The sequence below is a fragment of the Arthrobacter sp. P1_B9 genome, from assembly GCF_056406495.1.
Genome location: NZ_JBFUAA010000007.1, coordinates 54,754 through 76,031 on the forward strand (window position 1 = coordinate 54,754; position 21,278 = coordinate 76,031).

Annotated in this window: 17 protein-coding genes and 3 tRNA genes; 14 read left to right on the forward strand and 6 right to left on the reverse strand. The window is 67.3% G+C overall.

What is annotated here, in order from left to right; all coding sequences use genetic code 11:
• Positions 1 to 23: 23 nt before the first annotated feature.
• Both AC1D1A_RS11520 and AC1D1A_RS11525 read left to right on the forward strand, forming a co-directional pair.
• Positions 24 to 1,409 (forward strand): glycine--tRNA ligase, encoded by a 1,386-nt coding sequence (locus AC1D1A_RS11520; protein WP_028278290.1) that lies wholly within the window; start codon positions 24 to 26, stop codon positions 1,407 to 1,409.
• Positions 1,410 to 1,411: 2 nt separating this feature from the next.
• Entirely contained in the window at positions 1,412 to 2,419 is a 1,008-nt protein-coding gene (locus AC1D1A_RS11525; RefSeq protein WP_476849380.1) for a GNAT family N-acetyltransferase, read from the forward strand.
• A gap of 82 nt (positions 2,420 to 2,501) precedes the next feature.
• On the opposite strand, the gene AC1D1A_RS11530 is transcribed toward AC1D1A_RS11525, so the two are convergent.
• The 4 genes from AC1D1A_RS11530 to AC1D1A_RS11545 all read right to left on the reverse strand — a co-directional run bounded on the left by AC1D1A_RS11530 (position 2,502) and on the right by AC1D1A_RS11545 (position 6,493).
• The gene (locus AC1D1A_RS11530) at positions 2,502 to 3,941 is read right to left on the reverse strand and encodes a short-chain fatty acid transporter (RefSeq protein WP_476932212.1); all 1,440 of its coding nucleotides are present in this window, start codon (positions 3,939 to 3,941) and stop codon (positions 2,502 to 2,504) included.
• Between the two features lie 71 nt (positions 3,942 to 4,012).
• Complete coding sequence (locus AC1D1A_RS11535; RefSeq protein WP_476947826.1) at positions 4,013 to 4,870, reverse strand: lysophospholipid acyltransferase family protein; 858 nt, start codon at positions 4,868 to 4,870, stop codon at positions 4,013 to 4,015.
• 46 nt (positions 4,871 to 4,916) lie between these two features.
• The gene (locus AC1D1A_RS11540; RefSeq protein WP_476947779.1) at positions 4,917 to 5,729 is read right to left on the reverse strand and encodes a DUF1295 domain-containing protein; all 813 of its coding nucleotides are present in this window, start codon (positions 5,727 to 5,729) and stop codon (positions 4,917 to 4,919) included.
• On the reverse strand, positions 5,729 to 6,493 hold the full coding sequence (locus AC1D1A_RS11545; RefSeq protein ID WP_476887235.1) for an alpha/beta hydrolase: 765 nt from the start codon (positions 6,491 to 6,493) through the stop codon (positions 5,729 to 5,731). Before AC1D1A_RS11545 ends, AC1D1A_RS11540 begins: the two co-directional genes overlap by 1 nt.
• A 269-nt stretch (positions 6,494 to 6,762) precedes the next feature.
• Here AC1D1A_RS11545 and AC1D1A_RS11550 point away from each other — a divergent pair, with 269 nt between their 5' ends.
• The 7 genes from AC1D1A_RS11550 (at position 6,763) to AC1D1A_RS11580 (ending at position 14,570) form a co-directional block, all read left to right on the forward strand.
• Positions 6,763 to 8,136, forward strand: a complete 1,374-nt coding sequence (locus tag AC1D1A_RS11550; protein ID WP_476947780.1) for an FAD-binding oxidoreductase — start codon at positions 6,763 to 6,765, stop codon at positions 8,134 to 8,136.
• Between the two features lie 69 nt (positions 8,137 to 8,205).
• Positions 8,206 to 9,666 carry a YibE/F family protein gene (locus tag AC1D1A_RS11555; RefSeq protein WP_476872759.1) on the forward strand — a complete coding sequence of 487 codons (1,461 nt, stop codon included), beginning with the start codon at positions 8,206 to 8,208 and terminating at the stop codon, positions 9,664 to 9,666.
• A 101-nt stretch (positions 9,667 to 9,767) separates the two neighbouring features.
• Positions 9,768 to 10,946: a tRNA dihydrouridine synthase DusB gene (gene dusB / locus AC1D1A_RS11560; protein WP_018774562.1), complete on the forward strand. Its 1,179-nt coding sequence runs from the start codon at positions 9,768 to 9,770 to the stop codon at positions 10,944 to 10,946.
• Positions 10,930 to 12,228 (forward strand): deoxyguanosinetriphosphate triphosphohydrolase, encoded by a 1,299-nt coding sequence (locus AC1D1A_RS11565; RefSeq protein ID WP_230009400.1) that lies wholly within the window; start codon positions 10,930 to 10,932, stop codon positions 12,226 to 12,228. Before dusB ends, AC1D1A_RS11565 begins: the two co-directional genes overlap by 17 nt.
• A 52-nt stretch (positions 12,229 to 12,280) precedes the next feature.
• Complete coding sequence (gene dnaG / locus AC1D1A_RS11570) at positions 12,281 to 14,236, forward strand: DNA primase (RefSeq protein ID WP_476871570.1); 1,956 nt, start codon at positions 12,281 to 12,283, stop codon at positions 14,234 to 14,236.
• A gap of 53 nt (positions 14,237 to 14,289) precedes the next feature.
• Positions 14,290 to 14,362: transfer RNA gene (locus AC1D1A_RS11575), tRNA-Asn, on the forward strand.
• A gap of 135 nt (positions 14,363 to 14,497) precedes the next feature.
• Positions 14,498 to 14,570: transfer RNA gene (locus AC1D1A_RS11580), tRNA-Asn, on the forward strand.
• Between the two features lie 120 nt (positions 14,571 to 14,690).
• On the opposite strand, the gene AC1D1A_RS11585 is transcribed toward AC1D1A_RS11580, so the two are convergent.
• On the reverse strand, positions 14,691 to 15,098 hold the full coding sequence (locus AC1D1A_RS11585; RefSeq protein WP_223914063.1) for a hypothetical protein: 408 nt from the start codon (positions 15,096 to 15,098) through the stop codon (positions 14,691 to 14,693).
• 665 nt (positions 15,099 to 15,763) lie between these two features.
• The gene (locus tag AC1D1A_RS11590) at positions 15,764 to 16,987 is read right to left on the reverse strand and encodes a multidrug effflux MFS transporter (protein WP_028278281.1); all 1,224 of its coding nucleotides are present in this window, start codon (positions 16,985 to 16,987) and stop codon (positions 15,764 to 15,766) included.
• A gap of 184 nt (positions 16,988 to 17,171) precedes the next feature.
• Here AC1D1A_RS11590 and AC1D1A_RS11595 point away from each other — a divergent pair, with 184 nt between their 5' ends.
• The 5 genes from AC1D1A_RS11595 (at position 17,172) to AC1D1A_RS11615 (ending at position 21,201) form a co-directional block, all read left to right on the forward strand.
• On the forward strand, positions 17,172 to 18,050 hold the full coding sequence (locus tag AC1D1A_RS11595) for a phage holin family protein (protein WP_476849387.1): 879 nt from the start codon (positions 17,172 to 17,174) through the stop codon (positions 18,048 to 18,050).
• A 55-nt stretch (positions 18,051 to 18,105) separates the two neighbouring features.
• Positions 18,106 to 18,729 (forward strand): CDP-alcohol phosphatidyltransferase family protein, encoded by a 624-nt coding sequence (locus AC1D1A_RS11600; protein ID WP_476849388.1) that lies wholly within the window; start codon positions 18,106 to 18,108, stop codon positions 18,727 to 18,729.
• Positions 18,729 to 19,631, forward strand: coding sequence for a DMT family transporter (locus tag AC1D1A_RS11605; protein WP_223914060.1), 903 nt, complete (start codon positions 18,729 to 18,731; stop codon positions 19,629 to 19,631). The genes AC1D1A_RS11600 and AC1D1A_RS11605 overlap by 1 nt, the downstream gene beginning before the upstream one ends.
• Positions 19,632 to 19,736: 105 nt before the next feature.
• Complete coding sequence (locus AC1D1A_RS11610) at positions 19,737 to 20,933, forward strand: glycosyltransferase (RefSeq protein ID WP_476887209.1); 1,197 nt, start codon at positions 19,737 to 19,739, stop codon at positions 20,931 to 20,933.
• Positions 20,934 to 21,127: 194 nt separating this feature from the next.
• Positions 21,128 to 21,201: transfer RNA gene (locus AC1D1A_RS11615), tRNA-Ile, on the forward strand.
• Positions 21,202 to 21,278: the final 77 nt, after the last annotated feature.

Consider the following 21,278-nt stretch of genomic DNA (forward strand, 5'->3'; position numbering starts at 1 on the left):
CCCTGTAGAAAATTGGAGTTCCCATGGCAGCAAAATCCGTCCTCGACCAGATCATTTCCCTCGCCAAGCGCCGGGGATTCGTTTTCCAGGCCGGTGAAATCTATGGTGGCTCCCGTTCTGCGTGGGACTACGGCCCGCTCGGCGCCGAGCTCAAGGAAAACATCAAGCGCCAGTGGTGGCAGTCCGTGGTCCGCGGCCGCGACGACGTCGTAGGCCTGGATTCCTCCGTCATCCTGCCCCGTCAGGTGTGGGAGGCCTCCGGCCACGTCGATGTGTTCTCCGACCCGCTGGTGGAGTGCCTGTCCTGCCACAAGCGTTACCGCGCGGACCACCTCGAGGAAGAGTACGAGGAGAAGAAGGGCCGTCCCGCCGAGAACGGCCTCAAGGACATCGCCTGCGCCAACTGCGGCACCCGCGGCCAGTGGACTGAGCCGCATGAATTCTCCGGGCTGCTCAAGACCTACCTTGGCCCCGTCGCCAGCGAAGAAGGCCTGCACTACCTGCGGCCCGAAACGGCCCAGGGCATCTTCGTGAACTTTTCCAACGTCCTGACCACCTCGCGGAAGAAGCCGCCCTTCGGCATCGGCCAGATCGGCAAGTCCTTCCGCAACGAGATCACGCCCGGAAACTTCATCTTCCGCACCCGCGAGTTCGAGCAGATGGAGATGGAATTCTTCGTCGAGCCCGGCACCGACGAGCAGTGGCACGAGTACTGGATGAAGGAACGCATGTCCTGGTACACGGGCCTGGGCATCCGCGAAGAGAACCTGCGCTTCTTCGAGCACCCGCTGGACAAGCTCAGCCACTACTCCAAGGGCACCACGGACATCGAATACCGTTTCGGATTCCAGGGCTCGGAGTGGGGCGAGCTCGAGGGCATCGCCAACCGCACCGACTTTGACCTCTCCACCCACGCCAAGGCCTCCGGCGCGGACCTGAGCTACTTCAACCAGGCCACCAACGAACGCTACACCCCGTATGTGATCGAGCCCGCGGCCGGCCTCACCCGTTCGTTCATGGCCTTCATGATCGATGCCTACACCGAGGACGAGGCCCCCAACGCCAAGGGCGGGGTGGACATCCGCACGGTGCTCAAGCTCGATCCGCGCCTGGCGCCGGTGAAGGCGGCCGTGCTGCCGCTGAGCCGCAACGAGGACCTGTCCCCGAAGGCCAAGGACCTCGCAGCGCAGCTGCGCAAGAGCTGGAACATCGAGTTCGACGACGCCGGCGCCATCGGCCGCCGCTACCGCCGCCAGGACGAGATCGGCACCCCGTTCTGCATCACCGTGGACTTCGACACGCTCGAGGACCAGGCCGTCACCATCCGCGAACGCGACACCATGAGCCAGGAACGCGTCTCCCTGGACAAGGTGGAGGGTTACCTGGCCGCACGGCTGATTGGCGCCTGATCATGGCCATCGCATACCGGGAATGGCGGGAAGGCGACGACCTCGCGCTGCTGGAAATCTGGGGCGGCCCTGAGACCGTCCAGGCCGGACAGTTCCGCGGGACGCTGTCGCCCTCGGGCAATTCCCCGTGGCGCCGCTGCATCGTGGCCGAGGACGTTGTGGACGGTGTCGCCATTCCGGTGGCGGCCGCCGTGGTCCACGAGGCTTCGCTGCACCCTGAACGGCTCTGGGCGTATGTCGAGGTCGCCCGGGACCACCGCCGCGCCGGCCTCGGGTCCACACTGCTGACCATGCTGCGGCACGAGGCCGCCCAGGCGCCGTCGGGCGTGTCCAGACTGCGCTGCAAAGTGGAGCCGGGCACCCCCGGTGCGGCGTTTGCCGAGGCCGCGGGCCTGGCCCCGATCCAGCGTTCCCGCCTCGTCGTCGTTGACCCGGCTCCGCTCAAGCTGCCGGTGTTCGGCGACGGTTCGGAGTCCGCGGCCACCGACCAGGTCGAAGACCTGGCCACGGGCTCGGTGGAGCTCAGCGACGTCGTGGGACGCTACTACACCGCCGTGCACGGCTGGGACAGCCCGGGGGAGCTGAGCGTCGCCGCGGTGCAGCGCCTGTTCCTGGATGACCTCAGCGGCGCCCACGGAGCGATTGTGCTGCGGGCGCCCAAGGCCAGTGCCTTCGGACACGGCATCGCGGCCAGCCGCAAGGGCCGGCTGGAGGGGTTCGCCGTCAGCTACGCCCAGGGAATTCCGGGAGCCGACGGCGGCGCCGATGCCGGCGCGGCCTCGACCACTGAGCCAACTGAGGTGTTCCTCGGCCACGAGCCCAAGCTTGGCGCGGACGAGGCCAAGGCCGCTGTCCGGGACCTGTTGGCCCTGATCGCTTACCAGCACCCGGTGATGCTCGAACTGGACGACGCAATGACCGCCCTGCGCACCGTCGTCGAACCGCTGCTCGAGAGCGGCAAGGCCCATGTCCAGGGCTCGGAAACGCTCGTCGTCTCCGACCCGGCCTAGGCCTTAACCCGACTGACCCGCAGCTGTAGCCGTATAAAGCTTGATAACGGCCACGGCTGCGGGTCAGTTTGCCTTAAAGCAGCTATTTGGGCATCACCGGCGGCACGAAGTCGAAGGTCATGCCCAGCAGCCAGACGAGCAGCAGGACCACCGGCAGGTGGAAGACGAACTGCAGGAAGGTGAAGCCCACCAGGTCCCGGGCGCGCAGCCGCAGCACCGCGAGCAGCGGCAGCATGAAGAACGGGTTGACCAGGTTCGGCAGCGCCTCGGCGATGTTGTAGATCTGCACGGTCCAGCCGAGGTTCATCTGCACATCGGTGGCCGACTGCATCACGTAGGGCGCCTCCACCAGCCATTTTCCGCCTCCGGAGGGGACCAGGATGCCGAGTACAGCCGTGTACAGGGCAATGACGACGGCGAAGCCGCCGCCGCTGCCGATGTCCGAGAAGAACGCCGCGAGGTGGGTGGAGAGGCTCATGCCACCGGTTCCCGTGGCCTTGGTCAGGATGGCCGCCATCGCCGCATACAGCGGGAACTGCACGAGGATGCCCGCGGTGGCCGGGACGGCCTTCGTCACGGCCTGCAGGAAGTTCCGCGGCGTCCCGTGCAGGACCAGGCCCAGGATGAGGAACACCAGCAGGTAGCCGTTGAGGCTGCTGACCACGCTGAGGAACGGCTTGGTGAGGAACTGCGAGGCGAGCCAGCCGAGCGTGAGGACGCCCGCCAGGATCGGCAGGACCCGGCTGTATTCGAGCCATTCGCCCGGCCGGGAACGCGGCGCGGACTCGGCCGGCTCGTCGTCCAGGTCCACACCCAGGTCCTCTGCGGTGCGGATCGAGCCGCCCTGGGGTGCGGAGAAGTGCGCAATCACGGTGGTCAGGGCCATCAGGATGGCCAGCGTCAGCAGCGACTGCCAGGTAAAGATCGTGGTGCCGAAGTCCAGGATGCCCGTGATCTTCAGCAGCGCCGGCGGCAGCGAAGCGGCCGTGGCCTGCAGCTGCGCGGCAGAGGAGGACAGCCCCAGGGCCCAGACGGCGCCGAGGCCCATGAACGCCGCCGCGCCCAAGGCACGGTAATCCACCGTCAGGTCCTTGCGGCGGGCAATCGCGCGGGCCAGCAGCCCGCCGAAGATCAGGCTGAGCCCCCAGTTGAGGAAGGACACGGACATGGCGAGCACGGCCACGAAGCTCACCGCGGTCCGCGCCGTTGACGGCACGAGCGCCAGCCTGTTGATCAGTCCCGCCACGGGCGGGGAGGTGGCCACGACGTAGCCGGTGAGGACCACCATGGCCATCTGCAGGGTAAAGGCCGTCAGGTCCCAGAAGCCGTTGCCGAACGAGTCGGCGATTGCCTGGGGCGTGGCGCCGATGGCGAGTGCGGCCACCGCGATGATGACGACGCCGGCGAGGGCGAAGATGTAGGCGTCCGGGAACCACCGCTCCGTCCACGCCGCCATTCGTTGGGCTATCCGTGCGAGACCGCGTTCTTCGGTTCCGCTCTTGGTCACGACTGTGCTTGCCACAGGTGTCCCTCTCCATTGAGTGCTTTTTTGTACCCCATGGAGTTTAGTCAAGACGATGGCGGAAGTAGGGCTTATCGGCGCTTGGCACCTGCGCGCCGGGGGCCGTCGGCCTCGTCGAGCCGGCGTCTTTCCTCCTCAGTCGGGGCGCCGCCGCCGAGACCGGCCGGCATCCACCAGGCCCCGGGGGCCGGTTGCAGGGGGAAGTCGGCGATGCCGGCGTCGATCCCGTCCTGCAGGGTCTTGGCCAGGCGCGCCGTGGCGGTCCGGGCGTCGTCGGACGGGTCCGGGAGCGAGCCCGGAAGGATCGGCTCGCCGACGTGGATGCGGACCGGGGCGCGCCAGGCGCGCCGCGGCGAGAAGGCATGGTGGCGGGTCATCAGCCGGTGGGCGCCCCAGATGGAGACCGGGATGATCGGCACGCCGGCCTCGGCGGCCATCCGCACCGCACCGGTCTTGCATTCGCGCACCGTGAAGCTTCGGCTCACGCCGGCCTCGGGCAGGACGGCGACGTATTCGCCCTCCCTAAGCCGGGCGACGGCGGCGTCGTAGGCGTGTGCTCCCGATCCGTACCCGACCACCACATGCCCGGCGGCGCTGACCGCGGGGCCGGCAAACCAGTGGTCGGCGGCGCCCTGCGTGATGAGGAAACGCAGCTGGGCCCGGTTGTGCCACCACAGCAGCATCTCGGCAAAGGCAAAGTCGAGGTATCCGAAGTGCGTGATCGCGACCACGGCGCCCTGGCCGGGCACCACCGGGCGGGACGGGAGGCGGGTTGATGCGCCGCGGGTTGAGGGATTGGGCGGCCCGGGCTGGGGCAGGTGCTCCCGCCCCGTGACGAGGACGCGGATCCGGAACAGCCAGCGCAGCGCCAGCCCGGTGCGGACAATGAAACGGTAGAACCGGTCGCTGGGCTCCGGCCGCCACTTCACGGGCCGCCAGCCCAGCCCGTGCCGGGCACCTGCCGGGCCGCGCACGTCAGTGTCCGCCCACCCGCCGCCGGGGCGGCCAGGGCAGGAAGCCGGAGGTGGAGTCGATGTATTCCTTGTACCCGGGACGCGCGGACATTGCCTTTTCCGTCAGCGGCTTCCCGGTCTTGCCGGCGAGCGTCCAGATCATCAGGGCGGGGGAGAGGGCGGTCAGGACACCCGGCCAGGAATCGGCCGCCACCAGGAACAGCCCTGCCCAGACGGCGGCGTCGCCGAAATAGTTGGGGTGGCGGGTGTAGCGCCACAGTCCGGTGTTGAGGACGGTGCCGCGCCTGGCGGGATCGGCCTTAAACTGCGTCAGCTGCCAGTCGCCGACCGTCTCGAACACGAAGCCAAGGATCCAGAGCAGGACGCCGGCGAACGCCAGCCAGCCCAGGCTTCCCGTGGCGAACATGCCGACCTGGATAGTGAGCGAGACGAAGAACATCACCAGCCCCTGGGGCAGGTAGACCCGCCGCAGGGCATAGACGTGGCGTGATCCGGGCGCTCCGGCGAGCATGTCCACGTAGCGCGGGTCCTCGTGGCCGCCGCGTGCGCGTGCCCCGATGTGGACGGCGAGGCGGATGCCCCACACGGCGACCAGGGCTAGCAGCAGCAGCCGCCTGCCGGCGTCGCCGTATCCGGCCGAAAGCACCCAGGAGATGCCGGCCACCACCACGAAGCCCAGACCCCAGACGGTGTCGATGACGGAGTGCCGGTTCTGCCGCACGGCAACCGCGAAAGTCACTCCGAGCAGCACCACGAGTCCCGCGATGACCCAGGGCAGGCTTCCAAGGAAGGCATCGAGCGGGAACGGCGGCATCACAACACCACCGGCATACGCGTTCCGGCCGCCGGCGGGGCTCCGCCCAGGGCGCTGCGCAATGCGTCCCTGGCGCCGGAAACATCGGCCTCCGTTGCCTCGCCGAAAGCGTCCAGGACGAAACCGTTCGCAAGCACGTTCCACAGTGCCAGCCGGCGGATCATGAAATGGCCGGCTTCCTTGAGCGAGACGTAGTCAACGGACGCGGCGACGCCCTCGGCGCGCCGGGCGTAGTCCAGTGAGTTCGCCGGGCTGGTCCAGCGGTCCTCGGTCCCGTGGACGATCAGGACGCGGCGGCCCGCGACAGGCTGGACCGAAGTCTTGTGGTTCACCCACGGCGCGAGCGCGACGACGGCTTCGACCTGCGGGTCGTCGGCCACGCACAGCGCCGTGAGACCGCCCATGGAGTGGCCCAGCAGGTACACCGGCACGCCGGGATGTTCCTGGCTGATCCGGGCGAGCGCCCAGCGGGCATCGTGAACGGGGGACATGTCCTCCCCGTTCCAGCCGCGGTAGCGGTTGCGCAGGGTCCACGCGGCCAGCCCGTGCGGGCCGCCCTGCCTGTGCAGCGCCCGGGCGAAGGGCACCATCCGGGCCGGACTCAGGTGCCGGCCGCGGACTGCGTCAAAACTGTCGGCCCGCCCGCCGTGCAGGATCAACACGACTCCGCGGGTCTCCCCGGCGGCTTCGGCGATGGTCAGCACGGCTTTGGCGGCGGGCCCGGAACGGCCCGCCTCCGGCTCGCGGTCGTCGAGTTTGCGCATTGCCACGTATGTGTCCTTCCGGTCCTTCGTCCGTCAATTACCAACCATAGGTTGCGGCCCGGTCCCGTCAAGGCCGGTGGTCCCTAGTGTGGATTCGGAGCCGGCGCCCCCGGTGATGGGTGCGGCCGGCATGCGTGCATTTGCTGGCGCCCTTGACGGGGAAATGCGGGAAGAGTAGGCATGAGCAGGTAAACCTCCGGGCGCCACGCCGGCTGGGAGCGCAGAGAACCGTCCGGTCGAATCTCACGACGAAATCGACGGTATACAAAATGAACGGAACACAGTTCGATAGCCTGCGCGGGCAAGTCCGCGGGCAGATCATCACGCCCGGTGACGCCGGCTACGACGCGGCACGGGCAGTCTTCAACGGCATGATCGATAAGAGGCCGGCAGCGGTGGCTCAGGTATCCCAGGTGGCCGATGTCATCTCCTGCGTCAACTTCGCCCGGGACAACTCCCTGGACCTGGCTGTCCGCGGTGGAGGACACAGTGCCCCGGGCTTTGGCACGTGGGATGACGCCCTGGTCATCGATTTCTCCAACATGACCGGCGTCCGGGTTAATCCGGCAGCCGCGACGGCGCGCGCGGAGCCGGGTGCGACGTGGGCCGACTTCAACCACGCGACCCATGCCTTCGGGCTGGCAACTCCCGGCGGCATTGTCGGCTCGACCGGAATCGCCGGGTTGACCCTCGGCGGCGGCATTGGATACCTGAGCCGCAAGTATGGCCTCAGCTGCGACAACCTCCTCTCTGCCGACGTCGTCACGGCCGAGGGAAAATTCCTTACCGCCAGCGAAAGCGAGAACGAGGACCTGTTCTGGGCGTTGCGCGGCGGCGGCGGGAACTTCGGCGTCGTGACGTCGTTCGAGTACCGGATGCACCCCGTGGACATGGTCCACGCCGGCATCATCATTTACCCCATCGAGCATGCCGAGACGGTGGCGCGGTTTTACCGGGACTACATGGCTACCGCCCCTGAAGAGTTTGGCGCGTTCCTGGGCTTCCACCAGGGTCCTCCTGTTCCGTTCCTGCCCGAGGAATGGCATGGCAAACCGGTGTGCGTCATCGTCGGCATGTGGACCGGTGATCCGGCGGAAGGTCCGGCACGCTGGCAGCCGTTCCTGGACGCCGCGCCGGCGGCGGGATCCATGGTGGGATCAATGCCGTACCCCGCCTTGAACTCGGCTTTCGACCCGCTGCAGCCCCCTGGCATGCAGGCCTACTGGAAAGCGGATTTTCTGGCGGAACTGAACGACGGTGCCATCGCGGCGCACATCGAACACGGCAGCAAGGTCCCCAGCGTGCAGACCGCGGTACACATCTACCCCATCGATGGTGCGGTCCAGCGGGTGGGCGCGACGGACACGGCGTTCGCCAACCGGAACGTGAAGTTTTCGCCCGTGATCGCGGCGCAGTGGATGGACCCCGCGGAAAACGAGGCAAACATCGCGTGGGTGAGGGACTACGCGGCCGCGCTGCGGCCCTATTCTGCCCCCGGCGGCTACATCAACTTCATGGATGGCGATGACCTGCCCAGGGTTGCGGAGAACTACGGGGAGAACTACAAGCGGCTGAGGGAGGTCAAAGCCAAATACGATCCGCAGAACCTCTTCCACGTCAACCAGAACATCGCGCCGGTGTAAGCGCGGCGTCATCGGTCCTGAGCGGAACCGCCCACGCCGTAAAGTTTTCGGCATGAGGTTGAACTGCTGATGGGCGCCGGACACTCGCACTCCCACAACGAACATCCGGAGCCGACGCCTCAAATGTTGGCTGCGCGGAAGAAGGCCAACTGGATCCTGGCTGCCATCCTGATCCCGCTGACGCTGCTGACCCTGGCGGCCATGGCCTTCATGTGGCCGTCGGGAAGCAAGGAAGGCATCACGCTGGCCAGCCCGTACGCGGCGGCCCCGGGGGTGACGTTTGACACCGGCAAGATCCAGCGGGTCGTCGTCGGCAGCTGTTCGGATATCCAGGCCGGCGGTGACGCCGCCCAGCAGGGCACCTCCGGTTCCGGCGCCGCGCCGCAGCCGCCGAACGAGGGCTCTCAATGCACGTTCGCCTACACTGAGCCGGACAAGGGCGGCAACCCGGTGAAAGTGGTCATCAACCCTGACGTCGCGAAGTCCCACGGCGTGAAGCCCGGGGACGGGATCCGCTACCTGAACCTCTCGAAGGTGCAGGACGCCGAGGGCCAGGGCGCGCCGGCCTATGTCTTCGTCGACTTTGTCCGGACCCTGCCCATCATCTTCCTGGCCGTGCTCTACGCCGTCGTGGTGATCGCCGTGGCGCGCTGGCGCGGACTGCGGGCCCTGATCGGGCTTGTCGGCGCGTACGTTGTGCTTGTCTCGTTCATGCTGCCCGGGCTGGTCGAGGGCAAGCCGCCGCTGCTGCTGGCTCTCGTGGGATCCACGGTGATCATGATCGGGGTGCTCTACTTCGCCCACGGCTTCTCCGCCCGCACGTCGACGGCGCTGCTCGGGACGATGTTCGGCCTCGCTATTACGGCGCTGCTGGCGGCCTGGGCCACCGACGCCGCCAACCTCGCCGGTGTGGGCAGCCACGACGCTGCCACCCTGACCAACATCTCGGACAACATCTCAATCTCCGGCATCATCCTGTGCGGACTGATCATTTCCGGGCTGGGCGTGCTCAACGACGTCACCATCACGCAGTCCTCGGCCGTCTGGGAACTGTGGGAACTCGCCCCCGAAACCAGCGCCCGGCAGCTCTTCACGTCCGCCATGCGGATCGGCCGGGACCACATCGCCTCCACCGTCTACACCATCGCGTTTGCCTACGCCGGCGCGGCCCTGCCGGTGCTGATCCTGGTCATGCTCTACGAGCGGCCGCTCGGGGACGCCCTGACCAGCGCCGAACTCTCCGAGGAAGTCATCCGCACCCTCGTCGGCTCCGTGGGCCTCGTCCTGGCCGTGCCGGTCACCACCCTCATCGCCGTGCTGGTGGTCAAGGCCACCGGCATCAGGGGTGGTGCGGTGGCAGGGCCCGCGTCGGAACGGACTCCGTCGGATCGGGGCAGGCCGGTAGGGCCCGCGTCGGACCGGATCGCGCCGGATGGGGCCGCCCCGGATTGGGGCGGGTCCGACCCGGGCGGGTCCGACGGCGCCGGTGCTGCCACGCGCCGCGGGCGGCGGGCCGCACTGCGGGGCTGACGAGGAATCTGCAGGCACCCCGAACGCCGCCAGATCGGGAAGATTTCCACATAGCCGGAGCGGGACCGGGCCGATTTGCCCGTCTTTGAGACAATGGTCGGGTGACTGTTGTAGCAACCCCTCCCGCCCCCAAGCTGGAACTCCCGCCCCTGAAGCTGGGCCCGATCACGGTGGACACCCCCGTGATCCTGGCTCCCATGGCGGGCATCACCAACTCCGCCTTCCGCAGACTGTGCCGTGAATACGGCGGCGGCCTGTACGTGGCGGAGATGGTCACCTCGCGCGCCCTCGTCGAGCGCACGCCGGAGTCGCTGCGCATCATTTCGCACGACGACGACGAAAAAGTCCGTTCCGTCCAGCTGTACGGCGTGGACCCCGTCACCGTCGGCCAGGCCGTCCGGATGCTGGTGGAGGAGGACCGGGCGGACCACATCGACCTCAACTTCGGCTGCCCCGTGCCCAAGGTCACCCGGCGCGGCGGCGGATCGGCCTTGCCGTGGAAGATCGACCTCTTCACCTCCATCGTCCAGACCGCGGTGAAGGAAGCCTCCAAGGGCAATGTCCCGTTGACCATCAAGATGCGCAAGGGCATCGACGAGGACCACCTGACCTACCTCGATGCTGGCCGGATTGCCCGCGATTCCGGCGTCGCAGCCGTCGCCCTTCATGGCCGCACGGCCGCCCAGTTCTATTCCGGCCAGGCCGACTGGTCCGCCATCGCCCGGCTGCGCGAAGCCCTGCCGGACATTCCCGTTCTCGGCAACGGAGATATCTGGTCCGCGGAGGACGCGGTCCGGATGGTCCGCGAAACGGGTGTGGACGGCGTCGTCGTCGGCCGTGGCTGCCAGGGCAGGCCCTGGTTGTTCGGCGACCTCATGGCCGCGTTCGAAGGCAGCGACCAGCGGCACCGGCCGGACCTGCGCCAGGTTGCCGAGAGCGTGTACCGGCACGCTGAGCTCATGGTCGAAACGTTCGGGGACGAGGGCAAAGCCCTGCGCGAAATCCGCAAGCACATTGCCTGGTACTTCAAGGGCTACGTGGTCGGCAGCGAACTGCGGACCAAGCTGGCGCTCGTCACCAGCCTGGAGGTGCTGCGCGGTACCCTGGACCAGCTGGACCTCGACTCGCCGTATCCCGGAGGCGACGCCGAGGGTCCGCGCGGCCGCGCTGGTTCGCCCAAAAAACCGGCCCTGCCAAAGGACTGGCTGCTGAACCGGACGCTGGATGACGCCCAGACCCGCGATATTTCCTTCGCCGAACTGGATGTCTCCGGTGGCTGAGACCCGGACCACCGCGCCCGTCCTGGACGGGTATACCTCCCGCGACTGGGCCCGCTGGGTCGAGGAGCCGCCCAAGAGCACCTACCGCTCGGACTTCGAGCGTGACCGTGCAAGGGTCCTGCACTCCTCGGCGCTGCGCCGGCTCGGCGCGAAGACCCAGGTGGTGGCCCCGGATACCGACGACTTCGTCCGGACCCGGCTCACGCACAGCCTCGAAGTTGCCCAGGTGGGCCGCGAACTGGGCCGTGCGCTGGGCTGTGACCCCGACGTCGTGGACACCGCATGCCTCAGCCACGACCTCGGCCACCCGCCTTTCGGCCACAATGGCGAAGCCGCCCTCAACGAGGTGGCGCACGGGATCGGCGGCTTCGAAGGCAACGCCCAGACGCTGCGGCTGCTGACCCGGCTGGAGCCAAAGGTCCTCGCCGCCGACGGCCGGCCGGCCGGCTTGAACCTGACCCGGGCCAGTCTCGATGCCGCCGCCAAATACCCGTGGTCCGCGGTAAACGCCCCGGTCATCCACGGGGAGCGGACCAGCAAGTTCGGTGCCTACGAGGACGACCTCCCCATCTTCGACTGGATCCGCGACGGCGCCCCGGAACGCCGGTCCTGCCTCGAAGCGCAGGTCATGGACCTGGCGGACGATATCTCCTACTCGGTGCACGACGTCGAGGACGCGATCGTGGCAGGGCATTTCCAGCTGCGCTGGATGGACAACCCGGACCACCGCGCCCGCGTCGTCGGCTACGCCAAGCAGTGGTACCTGCCGCACAACGATCCCGCCGCGATCGACGCCGCCCTGGCCCGGCTGGAGGCCACGGATGTCTGGGTGCGCGAGGCCGACGGCAGCCGCAAAGCCATGGCGGCGCTCAAGGACATGACCAGCCAGCTCATCGGCCGCTTCTGCCAGAGCGCGCTGGAGGCCACCCGCACGGTCTACGGTCCGGAAAACCTGACCCGCTACAACGCGGAGCTGATCGTTCCGGATGAAACCGTGATGGAAATCGCGGTCATGAAGGGCCTGGCCACCACCTTCGTGATGACCACCGAACACCGGCAGCCCATCTACGAGCGTCAGCGTGAGGTCCTGCATGCCCTCGTCACCGCGCTCAGCGCCACGGGGGACCGCCATCTGGAACCGATGTTCGCCGCCGACTGGCTCGACGCGGGCGACGACGCCGCGCGGCTGCGTGTCGTCATCGACCAGGTCGCGTCGTTGACGGACGGCTCGGCGCTGGCCATGTACGAGCGTCTCGTGGGCAGCCTGCCGTCGCTGTGGTGAGGGCCCCCATGGCCGGCCCGTCGGCGTCGTACCCGGGGACTAGGATGGCAATGTGGCCGGCCTGATCAAACGCGAAGACATCGATGAAGTACGCCAGCGCACCGACATCAAGGAAGTCGTCGACGGTTACGTGACGCTCAAGGGAGCCGGGCTCGGGTCCTACAAGGGTCTGTGCCCCTTCCACGACGAGCGTTCTCCATCTTTCACCGTTCGACCCCAGGTTGGCCGGTACCACTGCTTTGGCTGCGGCGAGGACGGCGACGTCATCTCCTTCGTCCAAAAGCTGGACCACATCTCCTTCCACGAGGCCGTGGAGAAGCTGGCCCACCGGATCGGCTTCGAGCTCCACTACGAGGACGGCGGCTCCGGGCCCAACCGGGAGGACATCGGCCGGCGCCAGCGGCTGCTGGACGCGCACAAGGTGGCCGACGAGTTCTTCCGTGCCCAGCTGCTCACCCCCGGCGCCGCTGAGGGCCGCAACTTCCTCTACGGGCGCGGCTTCGACCGTGCGGCGGCCGAACAGTTCGGCGTGGGCTACGCGCCGCAGGGCTGGGACTCGCTCCTCAAGCACCTCCGCGGCCGCGGCTACACGGACCCGGAACTCAAGCTGACCGGCATGTTCTCCGAAGGCGGCCGGGGAATCTATGACCGCTTCCGCGGCCGGCTGATCTGGCCCATCCGGGACATCGCCGGTGACACCATCGGCTTCGGCGCCCGCAAGCTCTATGAGGACGATCAGGGCCCGAAGTACCTGAACACCCCCGAAACCGCGCTCTACAAGAAGTCCCAGGTCCTCTACGGGATCGACCTCGCCAAGCGCAACATCGCCAAGGACCGCCAGCTCGTGGTGGTGGAAGGCTACACCGACGTCATGGCCTGCCACCTGGCCGGCATTCCGACGGCGGTAGCCACGTGCGGCACCGCCTTCGGCACCGAGCACATCAAGATCGCCCGCCGGCTGCTTTCCGACGACGGCAGCGGGGGAGAGGTCATCTTCACGTTCGACGGCGACGCCGCCGGCCAGAAGGCGGCACTGCGCGCCTTCGAAGAGGACCAGCGGTTTGTCGCACAAACCTTCGTGGCGGTCGAACCCAACGGCGCAGACCCCTGCGAACTCCGCCAGTCCAAGGGCGATTCCGCCGTCCGGGACTTGATCGGGAGCCGCCGACCGCTGTTCGAATTCGCCATCCGGGCCACCCTGAAGCGGCACAATCTGGACACCGTCGAGGGCCGGATCGCGGCCCTGCGTGAATCCGCGCCCGTGGTGGCGCAGATTCGCGACGCCGGAATCCGGCCGGCCTATGCCCGGGAGCTCGCCGGCTGGCTGGGGATGCCGGTCGAGGAGGTCAGCAGGGCCGTCGGCGCGGCGACCAAGCGCGCCGCACAGGCTGCATCGGCTCCACCGGGCGGCGGCCAGGCCCAGAGTCACGGGCAGGGCGGCGGGCAGGGGTATGCAGGGTCCGGCCGCGGCTTTGCCGGGACCGCGCCCGGCGTTGCCCCCTTGCCGCCGTCGGCCGTACTCCCGTCCTTCAACCGCCCTGATCCCCGGGACCCCGTGGCCGCGATGGAGCGCCAGGCGCTCGAGGTCGCACTGCAGGAACCCGGCATGCTCGAGGGCGAGACGTGGCAGCGCTTCTCGGAGGCGCGGTTCTCCACACCCGCCTATCTCGCCATCCACGAGGCCATCCGGGCCACCGGACTCGGGTTTTCGGGGGATCCGGTGCGCTGGGTCGAGCAGCTGCTGCAGGAGGTCCCCGAGCCCCTGCGCCCGCTCGTGTCCGAGCTCTCCGTGGTGCCCCTGCCGGCCAACACCCCCGAAGGCGTCCTGCGCTACTGCAAGGACATCCTCGCCCGCTTGTTCGAGCTCCAGATCACCCGGGTCAAGGCCGAGAAGATGGGCCAGCTGCAGCGTCTGGACGCCTCGGCCGACCCTGAGGAATTCCAGCGGCTGAATCGCGAACTCATGCAACTTGAGATGCAGCGGCGGTCCCTGCGCTCGGACGCCTGAGCCGCCGATTTCGTTTCCCGGGCTGGTGTTTGCTAGGCTTATACCCGCTTCATTCCTCCTTAGCTCAATTGGCAGAGCATTCGACTGTTAATCGAAGGGTTGCTGGTTCAAGTCCAGCAGGAGGAGCGCGCAGTCCCCGTTCCGGGTTCCGGAACGGGGACTTTTTTATACCCGGAGGGGGTATTTCGCGACTGGCAGGCGCTGGCCCCGTGGCCGATTTCCCTACCGGCAAAACCTTTGCTAATGTCGTACCTGCTTCATTCCTCCTTAGCTCAATTGGCAGAGCATTCGACTGTTAATCGAAGGGTTGCTGGTTCAAGTCCAGCAGGAGGAGCGGACAGGTCCCGCGGCCGGTGAAAACCAGCCGCGGGACCTTTTTTATTTCCTCTTTTTGTTGCCCCGTCAATGGCCAGGACTTTCCGCCGGGGAACGCACTGGCGGGCAGTTCAGGGGCTCAGACGAAGTACATTTCCACCTGAAGGAAGCGCTGGGCCTCGGCGACCGCTGCCTGGAAGGCCTCCAGCTCCGTGGGGGACTTCCGAGGTTCCCGCGGGTGCCATTCATGCGGCGCCGAGTGCACCTGGGTGAATCCGCCGCCCGGGGGCGCATAAAAGATGCCGAACCGTTGCACCGGCCACTCCGGGGAAGACTCCGGTGCCACGAGGAGGGCGGAGTCATATGCGGGGTTGTACCACTGGGCAATTGGGCGGCGGCGGTCTTCGGTGAACAGGCCGGCGGCGAACAGGGCCGCCGACTGCGGACTGGTCTGAGCACACAAGCGATCCCACCACAGGGGCAGGATTCCGGCGTCGTACCGCTGCCAAGTGGCCGGAAGGGGCTGGTGATCCTGCCTGTCGGGCATGAAATAACTTTATCGCCCGGCGCCGACGTCGAACAGGGCGCGACGGGGCGCAAGGGCTGCAGGCCACGGACAGCGATGCGTGGGCGGCTGGGCGGGGCCATAGGGCAGAGGCCAGAGTGCAGGCCATGTTGGCGGAGCGACGGGCCAGAGGACAAGAGCTGCAGGGGTGCAGGGGTGCAGGGGTGCAAGATGTGGCTGGGCAGCGCCACAGGCACAGGCACAAGTGTGCAGGGGTGCAGAGTACGGCTGGGCAGCGCCACAGGCACAGGCACAAGTGTGCAGGGGTGCAGAGTACGGCTGGGCAGCGCCACAGGCACAGGCACAAGTGTGCAGGGGTGCAGAGTACGGCTGGGCAGCGCCACAGGCACAGGGTCGGGCCACGGTGTTCTCTGTACTGGGGCTGTCCGGGGGACATGCTCAGTGCTGGCGGGATGCCCTTGGGGACATGTCCAGTGGTGGTCCTGGCGGATGGACATAGTGCCAATATGTCCAGCCCCGGGCGCCAAGAATGGGCATTTCCCGCGGGGGAGGCCGCGATGAATGGGCATGTCCCGCGGGGGAGGCCGTGAAGAATGGGCATGTCCCGTGGGGGAGGCCGTGAAGAATGGGCATGTCCCGTGGGAGAGGCCGCGATGAATGGGCATGTGCCCCGGGGGAGGGCCCGGCTACTGGATCGGTGGCACCGTGCTGGGCCGAACAACCAGCCACAGTGCAGCGGCCGCCAGAAGGATGCAGACGGCCTGGACGGCGCCCATCGGGGTTGCGGAGCTGACGCCGAGCCAGCCGACCACCGGCGAGACCAGGCCCGCCATCAAGAAGGTCGCCGCGCCGAGAAGTGAAGCCGCGGTTCCGGCCTGCGCTCCGTGTTTGGCCAGGGCCAGGACCTGCACGGTGGGGAAGGTGAAACCGGCGCCCAGGATGTAGAACCACAGCGGCACCAGGACGCCCCACAGCCCGAACCCCAGCTGGTCGAAGACGACAATCAGGACGGCCATGACGAACATCCAGGCCGTGGAACAAGCCAGGATCCACTGCGGCGGGACGCGCTTGATGAGCCGCGCACTGGTCTGCACGCCTGCCACGATGCCCAGCGAGTTGACACCAAAGAGCAGGCCGTACTGCTGGGGCGTGAACCCGTAGACATTCTGGAACAGGAAAGGCGAGGCGGAGAGGTAGGTGAAGAGGCCCGCGAAGTTCATCCCGCCCACCAGCAGCAGGCCTACGAAGATCCGGTCGGAGAACAGCACCTTGTAACGCTGGCCCATGGTCATCCCGGTTTTGCCGCGCAGTTCCGGCGGCAGGGTTTCCCGGATCACGAAGAGGGCCGCGATGATGACGCAGGTCCCGTAGGCGGCCAGGAACAAGAAGATGCCGGGCCAGGGCATCAGCAACAGCAGCTGGGAGCCGATGACCGGGGCGAGGATCGGGGCCAGCCCGTTGACCAGGGCCATCCTCGCGAACATCCGCACCATCGCGTAGCCGCTGAACAGGTCACGGACCATGGCCATGGCCACCACGCCGCCCCCTGCAGCCCCGACACCCATGAGGACGCGGAAGAAACCCAGCGTGGCGATGTCCGTGGACTGCGCTGCGCCCAGGGACGCCGCGATGTGGACCGCTGTCGCCACGATCAGGGGCAGGCGCCGGCCGAACTTGTCGCTCAGCGGGCCCACGACCAGCTGTCCCAGCGCGAAACCGATGGTCGTCCCCGTGAGCGTCAGCTGCACCGCGGCCGCGGAGACGCCAAGGCTGTCTTCCAGGGCCGGGAATGCGGGCAAGTAGAGGTCGACCGTGAACGGCCCGAGGGCGGTCAAAGCGCCGAGCGTCAGGATGTAGAGGAATTTACGACGGCGGCTCAGGGAATCACCGGGATTGTGGGGTGTGCTCACAGTGGTCCATCCTAGGGCCCGCCGGGGTGGCCGGCCGGTGGCTGGGCGGGCGCGCCACACCTTGCCCGAAAAGGCCTCCCAAGAGCCTAAATGATAGTTTTGACACCGGGGTCTGTGCGAAGCTGTCCAGACCCGGCAAGCCCGCGCGAGCGGATCGACGGATGGCACCAGTTAGGCGGGACCGATGAGCGGACGTCACAGCGGCGGGACAGGCGGTGGGTTGCGCATTTCCGCGCTGCCGCAAACCCTGAAGATGATCTTCAAGCTGGCGCCCCGGCAACTCAGTGACGAGATTGCCCTGGCCAAGGCCGAAATCAAACGCAAGGGGACCCAGCTCGGCGTCGCCGGTGCCTTCTTCGCCGTCGCCCTTGTCTTCGTTGGACTCCTGGTGATCGGACTCTTCATTGCAGCGATCATGGGACTGGCCACCATCATGCCCGCGTGGCTCGCCGCCTTGTTGGTCTCCGCCGTCTGCCTGATTATCGCCGCGATCGGGGCGCTCATCGGGCAGAACAAGTTCAAGAAGCTCATGCCACTGGTCCCCGAGGAGACGATCCGGGGGCTCAAGTACGATCTCGGCATCGCCAAGGAAGGCTCCGCCTTCGACGCCAGGATCCTGGATCCGAGCACCGAGCAGTACAAAGCGGCGAAGGCCGCCAAGGAAGCCGCCGCCGCCAAGGCGACGGCGGAAAAGGAAGCAAAGGCTGCCGCCAAGCCCGACTTCGGGCCGCCGCCCACAGAGGCTGAACTCCGACGCCGGCTGGACCTGCGGCGCACGCACCTCACCGGCGTCCGCGACGACCTCGGCCGCGAACTCGATGTCAAGACCCAGGCCCAAACCCTTCTGTCGGCCGCCCAGGTCCGGCTCCAGGACGGCAAGGAGCAGCTCAGCGACAAGATCGCAGGCTTCCGCGCCTCAGCCCGATCCTCGGCGGGGTCGGCCACATCCGCTGACGGCCAGGGCCTGGCCGACACGATCAAGCGGCGCTGGAAGCCCCTGGCTGTGCTCGCCGCCTCTGGAGCCGCCCTCGCGGTGCTGGTGCGCAGGCTGATAAAGGGCTAGACAGATCCCTGAACCTAAACGCCAAACCGTTGCCGTCCACGGAAAGGGGGAATCGATGAAATTCATCGGCGCCGGCGCCCGCCCCGGGCAGCCCCTCGTCCACCGCGACGCGGTCTTCACGGTTCCCAATGTCCTGACCGTGGTGCGCTTCCTCGGCGTTCCGCTATTCATCTGGCTGGTCCTCTCGGAGCACAAGTACGGCTACGGTGCCCTCGTGCTCGCCGTCATGGCCAGTACCGACTGGGTGGACGGCTACATCGCCCGCCGCTTCAATCAGATGTCCAACCTCGGACGGGTCATGGACCCGATCGCGGACAGGCTCTCCCTGATCGCCGTCGCCGTGACCCTCGTGATCGCAGGCGTCGTCGAGTGGTGGTATCTCGCCGCGCTGCTGGTCCCGGACGCGGTCCTGCTGGCTCTGTCAGTGTTCTATTTCCACGGCCACCCGGATCTGCCGGTGAGCCGCATCGGAAAGATCCGGACGGGCCTGCTGCTGGTGGGCACGCCGCTGCTGGTGCTCTCCAAGCTTCCGGTGCCCGCCGCGGACGTCTATGCCACGGTCGCGTGGATCTTCCTGGGATTGGGGCTCGTGGGGCACTGGATCGCGGCCTACAACTACGTCTGGGCCATCATCGGCAAGGGCAGGCAGCTTCGCGCCAACGACGGCGGCTCCCGCTGATGGTCTGGGTTGCGGTTTTGCTTGCGGTCCTCGGCGCCTTCTGCCTGGCGTTTGGGGCACAGCGCCAGGGCAGTGCGGTCAAGGCCGATACCGGCGGCCTGGCGCTGAGCACCCACGGCCTGCTGCGGCTCGTGCGTAACCCGCGCTGGGTATTCGGGTTCCTTCTGCTGTGCGCCGGGATGGGAATGAACGCGATCGCCCTCGTCATGGCGCCCTTGACCGTGGTGCAGCCGATCGGCGCGATCGCCCTGGTCATCACCACCGTGGTCAACACCAAGGACCAGGGCCTGAGCATGAACCGGGCAACCGTCGTGGCCATCTCGCTCTGCGTGACCGGCTCAGCGCTGTTCGTGCTGCTGGCCGTCACCGCCACGCAGGAGAATCACAACGTCAGCAGCGAGGACGAGCTGACAATCGTGCTGCTCCTGGCCATTGCGGTTGCGGCCTTTGGCACGCTCGCGGTCCTGTTCAGGCACCGCATGAGCGCCTTCGTCTACATCCTCGGCGCCGGCGTCCTGTTCGGCTTCGTTGCTGTGCTGACCCGCATCATTGGCAGGCATCTGCTCGATCCAAATGGGCAGTTCCTGCTGAATGTGCCGTGGTACAGCGTCGTTGCGATTATTGCTGCAGGCGCTCTGGGATCGTGGTTTGTCCAAAACGCCTACTCCAGCGGACCGCCTGACCTCGTGATCGCCGGATTGACGGTGATCGACCCCATCGTGGGCATCGCGATTGGCATAGTGATTCTGGGAGAACTGCGTCCGGATGTCCAACCCGTGACGGCTATTGCCATGGGGACGGCCGCATTGCTTGCTATCGTGGGAGTCATAGCCCTCTCCAGGCACCACCCGGAAGTCACCAAGCGCAAGAAGGACGCGCGGAAGGCAGCGGGCAGGTCCTAGGGCGTCAGTCCAGACTTCGGCTGCAGGTCCGGCGCGCCTGTGCCGACTGCCAGCCGGCCGCCATTGATCCAGCTGTCCGCACAGCGACCACCAGGAGCTCCTCACGTGACCACGTCCGACAACCAGCCACCGCTGACCATCCTGATTGCCGCTGACACGTACCCGCCCCACGTCAACGGCGCCGCCCAGTTCGGCTACCGCCTCGCCAAGGGCATGACAGCCCGGGGTCACGATGTCCACGTCCTGGCGTGCCGCCCGGGCAAGGGCCCGAGCTACAGCGAGTTCAGCGACGAGGCTACCGTCCACCGCCTGCGCTCCCACTCGGTGCCCACGCACGAGTACTTCCGGGTCACCTTCCCCTGGGAGATCAAGAAGGAAATCGGGCTGTTGTTCGACCGCATTCAGCCGGACGTGGTGCACATCCAGAGCCACTACATGATCGGCGAGCACGTCCTGTACGAGGCCGTGAAGCGCGGCATCCGGGTGGTGGCGACGAACCACTTCATGCCCGAAAACCTGAACCCCTTCCTGCCGTTCCCGCAGTGGTTCAAAGACATTGTGGGCCGGATCTCCTGGCGGGACATGGGCAAGGTCATGGGCCAAGCCGACGTCGTGACCACACCCACGCCGCTTGCCGCCAAAGCCATGCACCAGCACGCCTTCCTCCGCCAGGTCCTGCCCCTTTCCAACGGCATCGACGCCGCAGCCTACGAGCTGCATCCCGGCGAGACGGTGGAACGCCACGCCAGCCCCACGGTCCTCTTCGCCGGCCGGCTGGCGGAGGAGAAGCACGTGGACGTCCTGATCGATGCCGTCGCCAAGACGCCCAAAGAACTGGACATCCACCTCGAAATCGTCGGCGGCGGAGAAGTCCGCCCTGCCCTGGAGGCGCAGGTCGCCCGGCTCGGACTGAAGGACAGGGTGAGGTTCCTCGGCCTGGCCAGTGACGCCGAACTTCGCACGGCCTACATCACGGCCGATGTGTTCTGCATGCCCGGCACGGCAGAACTTCAGTCCCTCGTGACCCTGGAGGCGATGTCGGCGTCCACGCCAGTCCTGCTGGCCGACGCCATGGCGCTGCCGCACCTGGTCCGCGACGGGGAAAATGGCTATCTCTTTATCCCCAACGACAGCGATGACCTCGCGGCCAAGCTGACGCGCGTGTTCTCGCTGCCCGACCACGAGCGTGATGCGATGGGCAAGACCAGCCGCGAAATGGTGGAAAGCCACGGTATCGCGCGCACGCTGCAGACGTTTGAGGACATCTACCGGGGCGCGAGCTACGACGACCTGGTCCTCTAGGCACACCGCCTGGCAGAACTGCAGCCCCTCCGAACGCTGCAGGTTCCACGGCGTCCAGTCCAAGAGCACCCGGGTCAGCACCGGCAGGCCGCCTGCCGGTGGCGGCGTGCACGTGTGATGCGTCTACTATTGCTAGAGTATTTTTGCCCGGAACCAATCCGGCCCCCGCGGGCCAGGTCTGGCTCCGGGCGCAGGGGGCTATAGCTCAGCTGGTTAGAGCGCGGGACTCATAATCCTAAGGTCCTCGGTTCAAGTCCGAGTAGCCCTACTTTCATTTCTGCGGCGGCCCCCTCATCCGGGGTCCGCAACCACGCGAGCCGTGGCTGACGTCCGACGTCGGCCGCG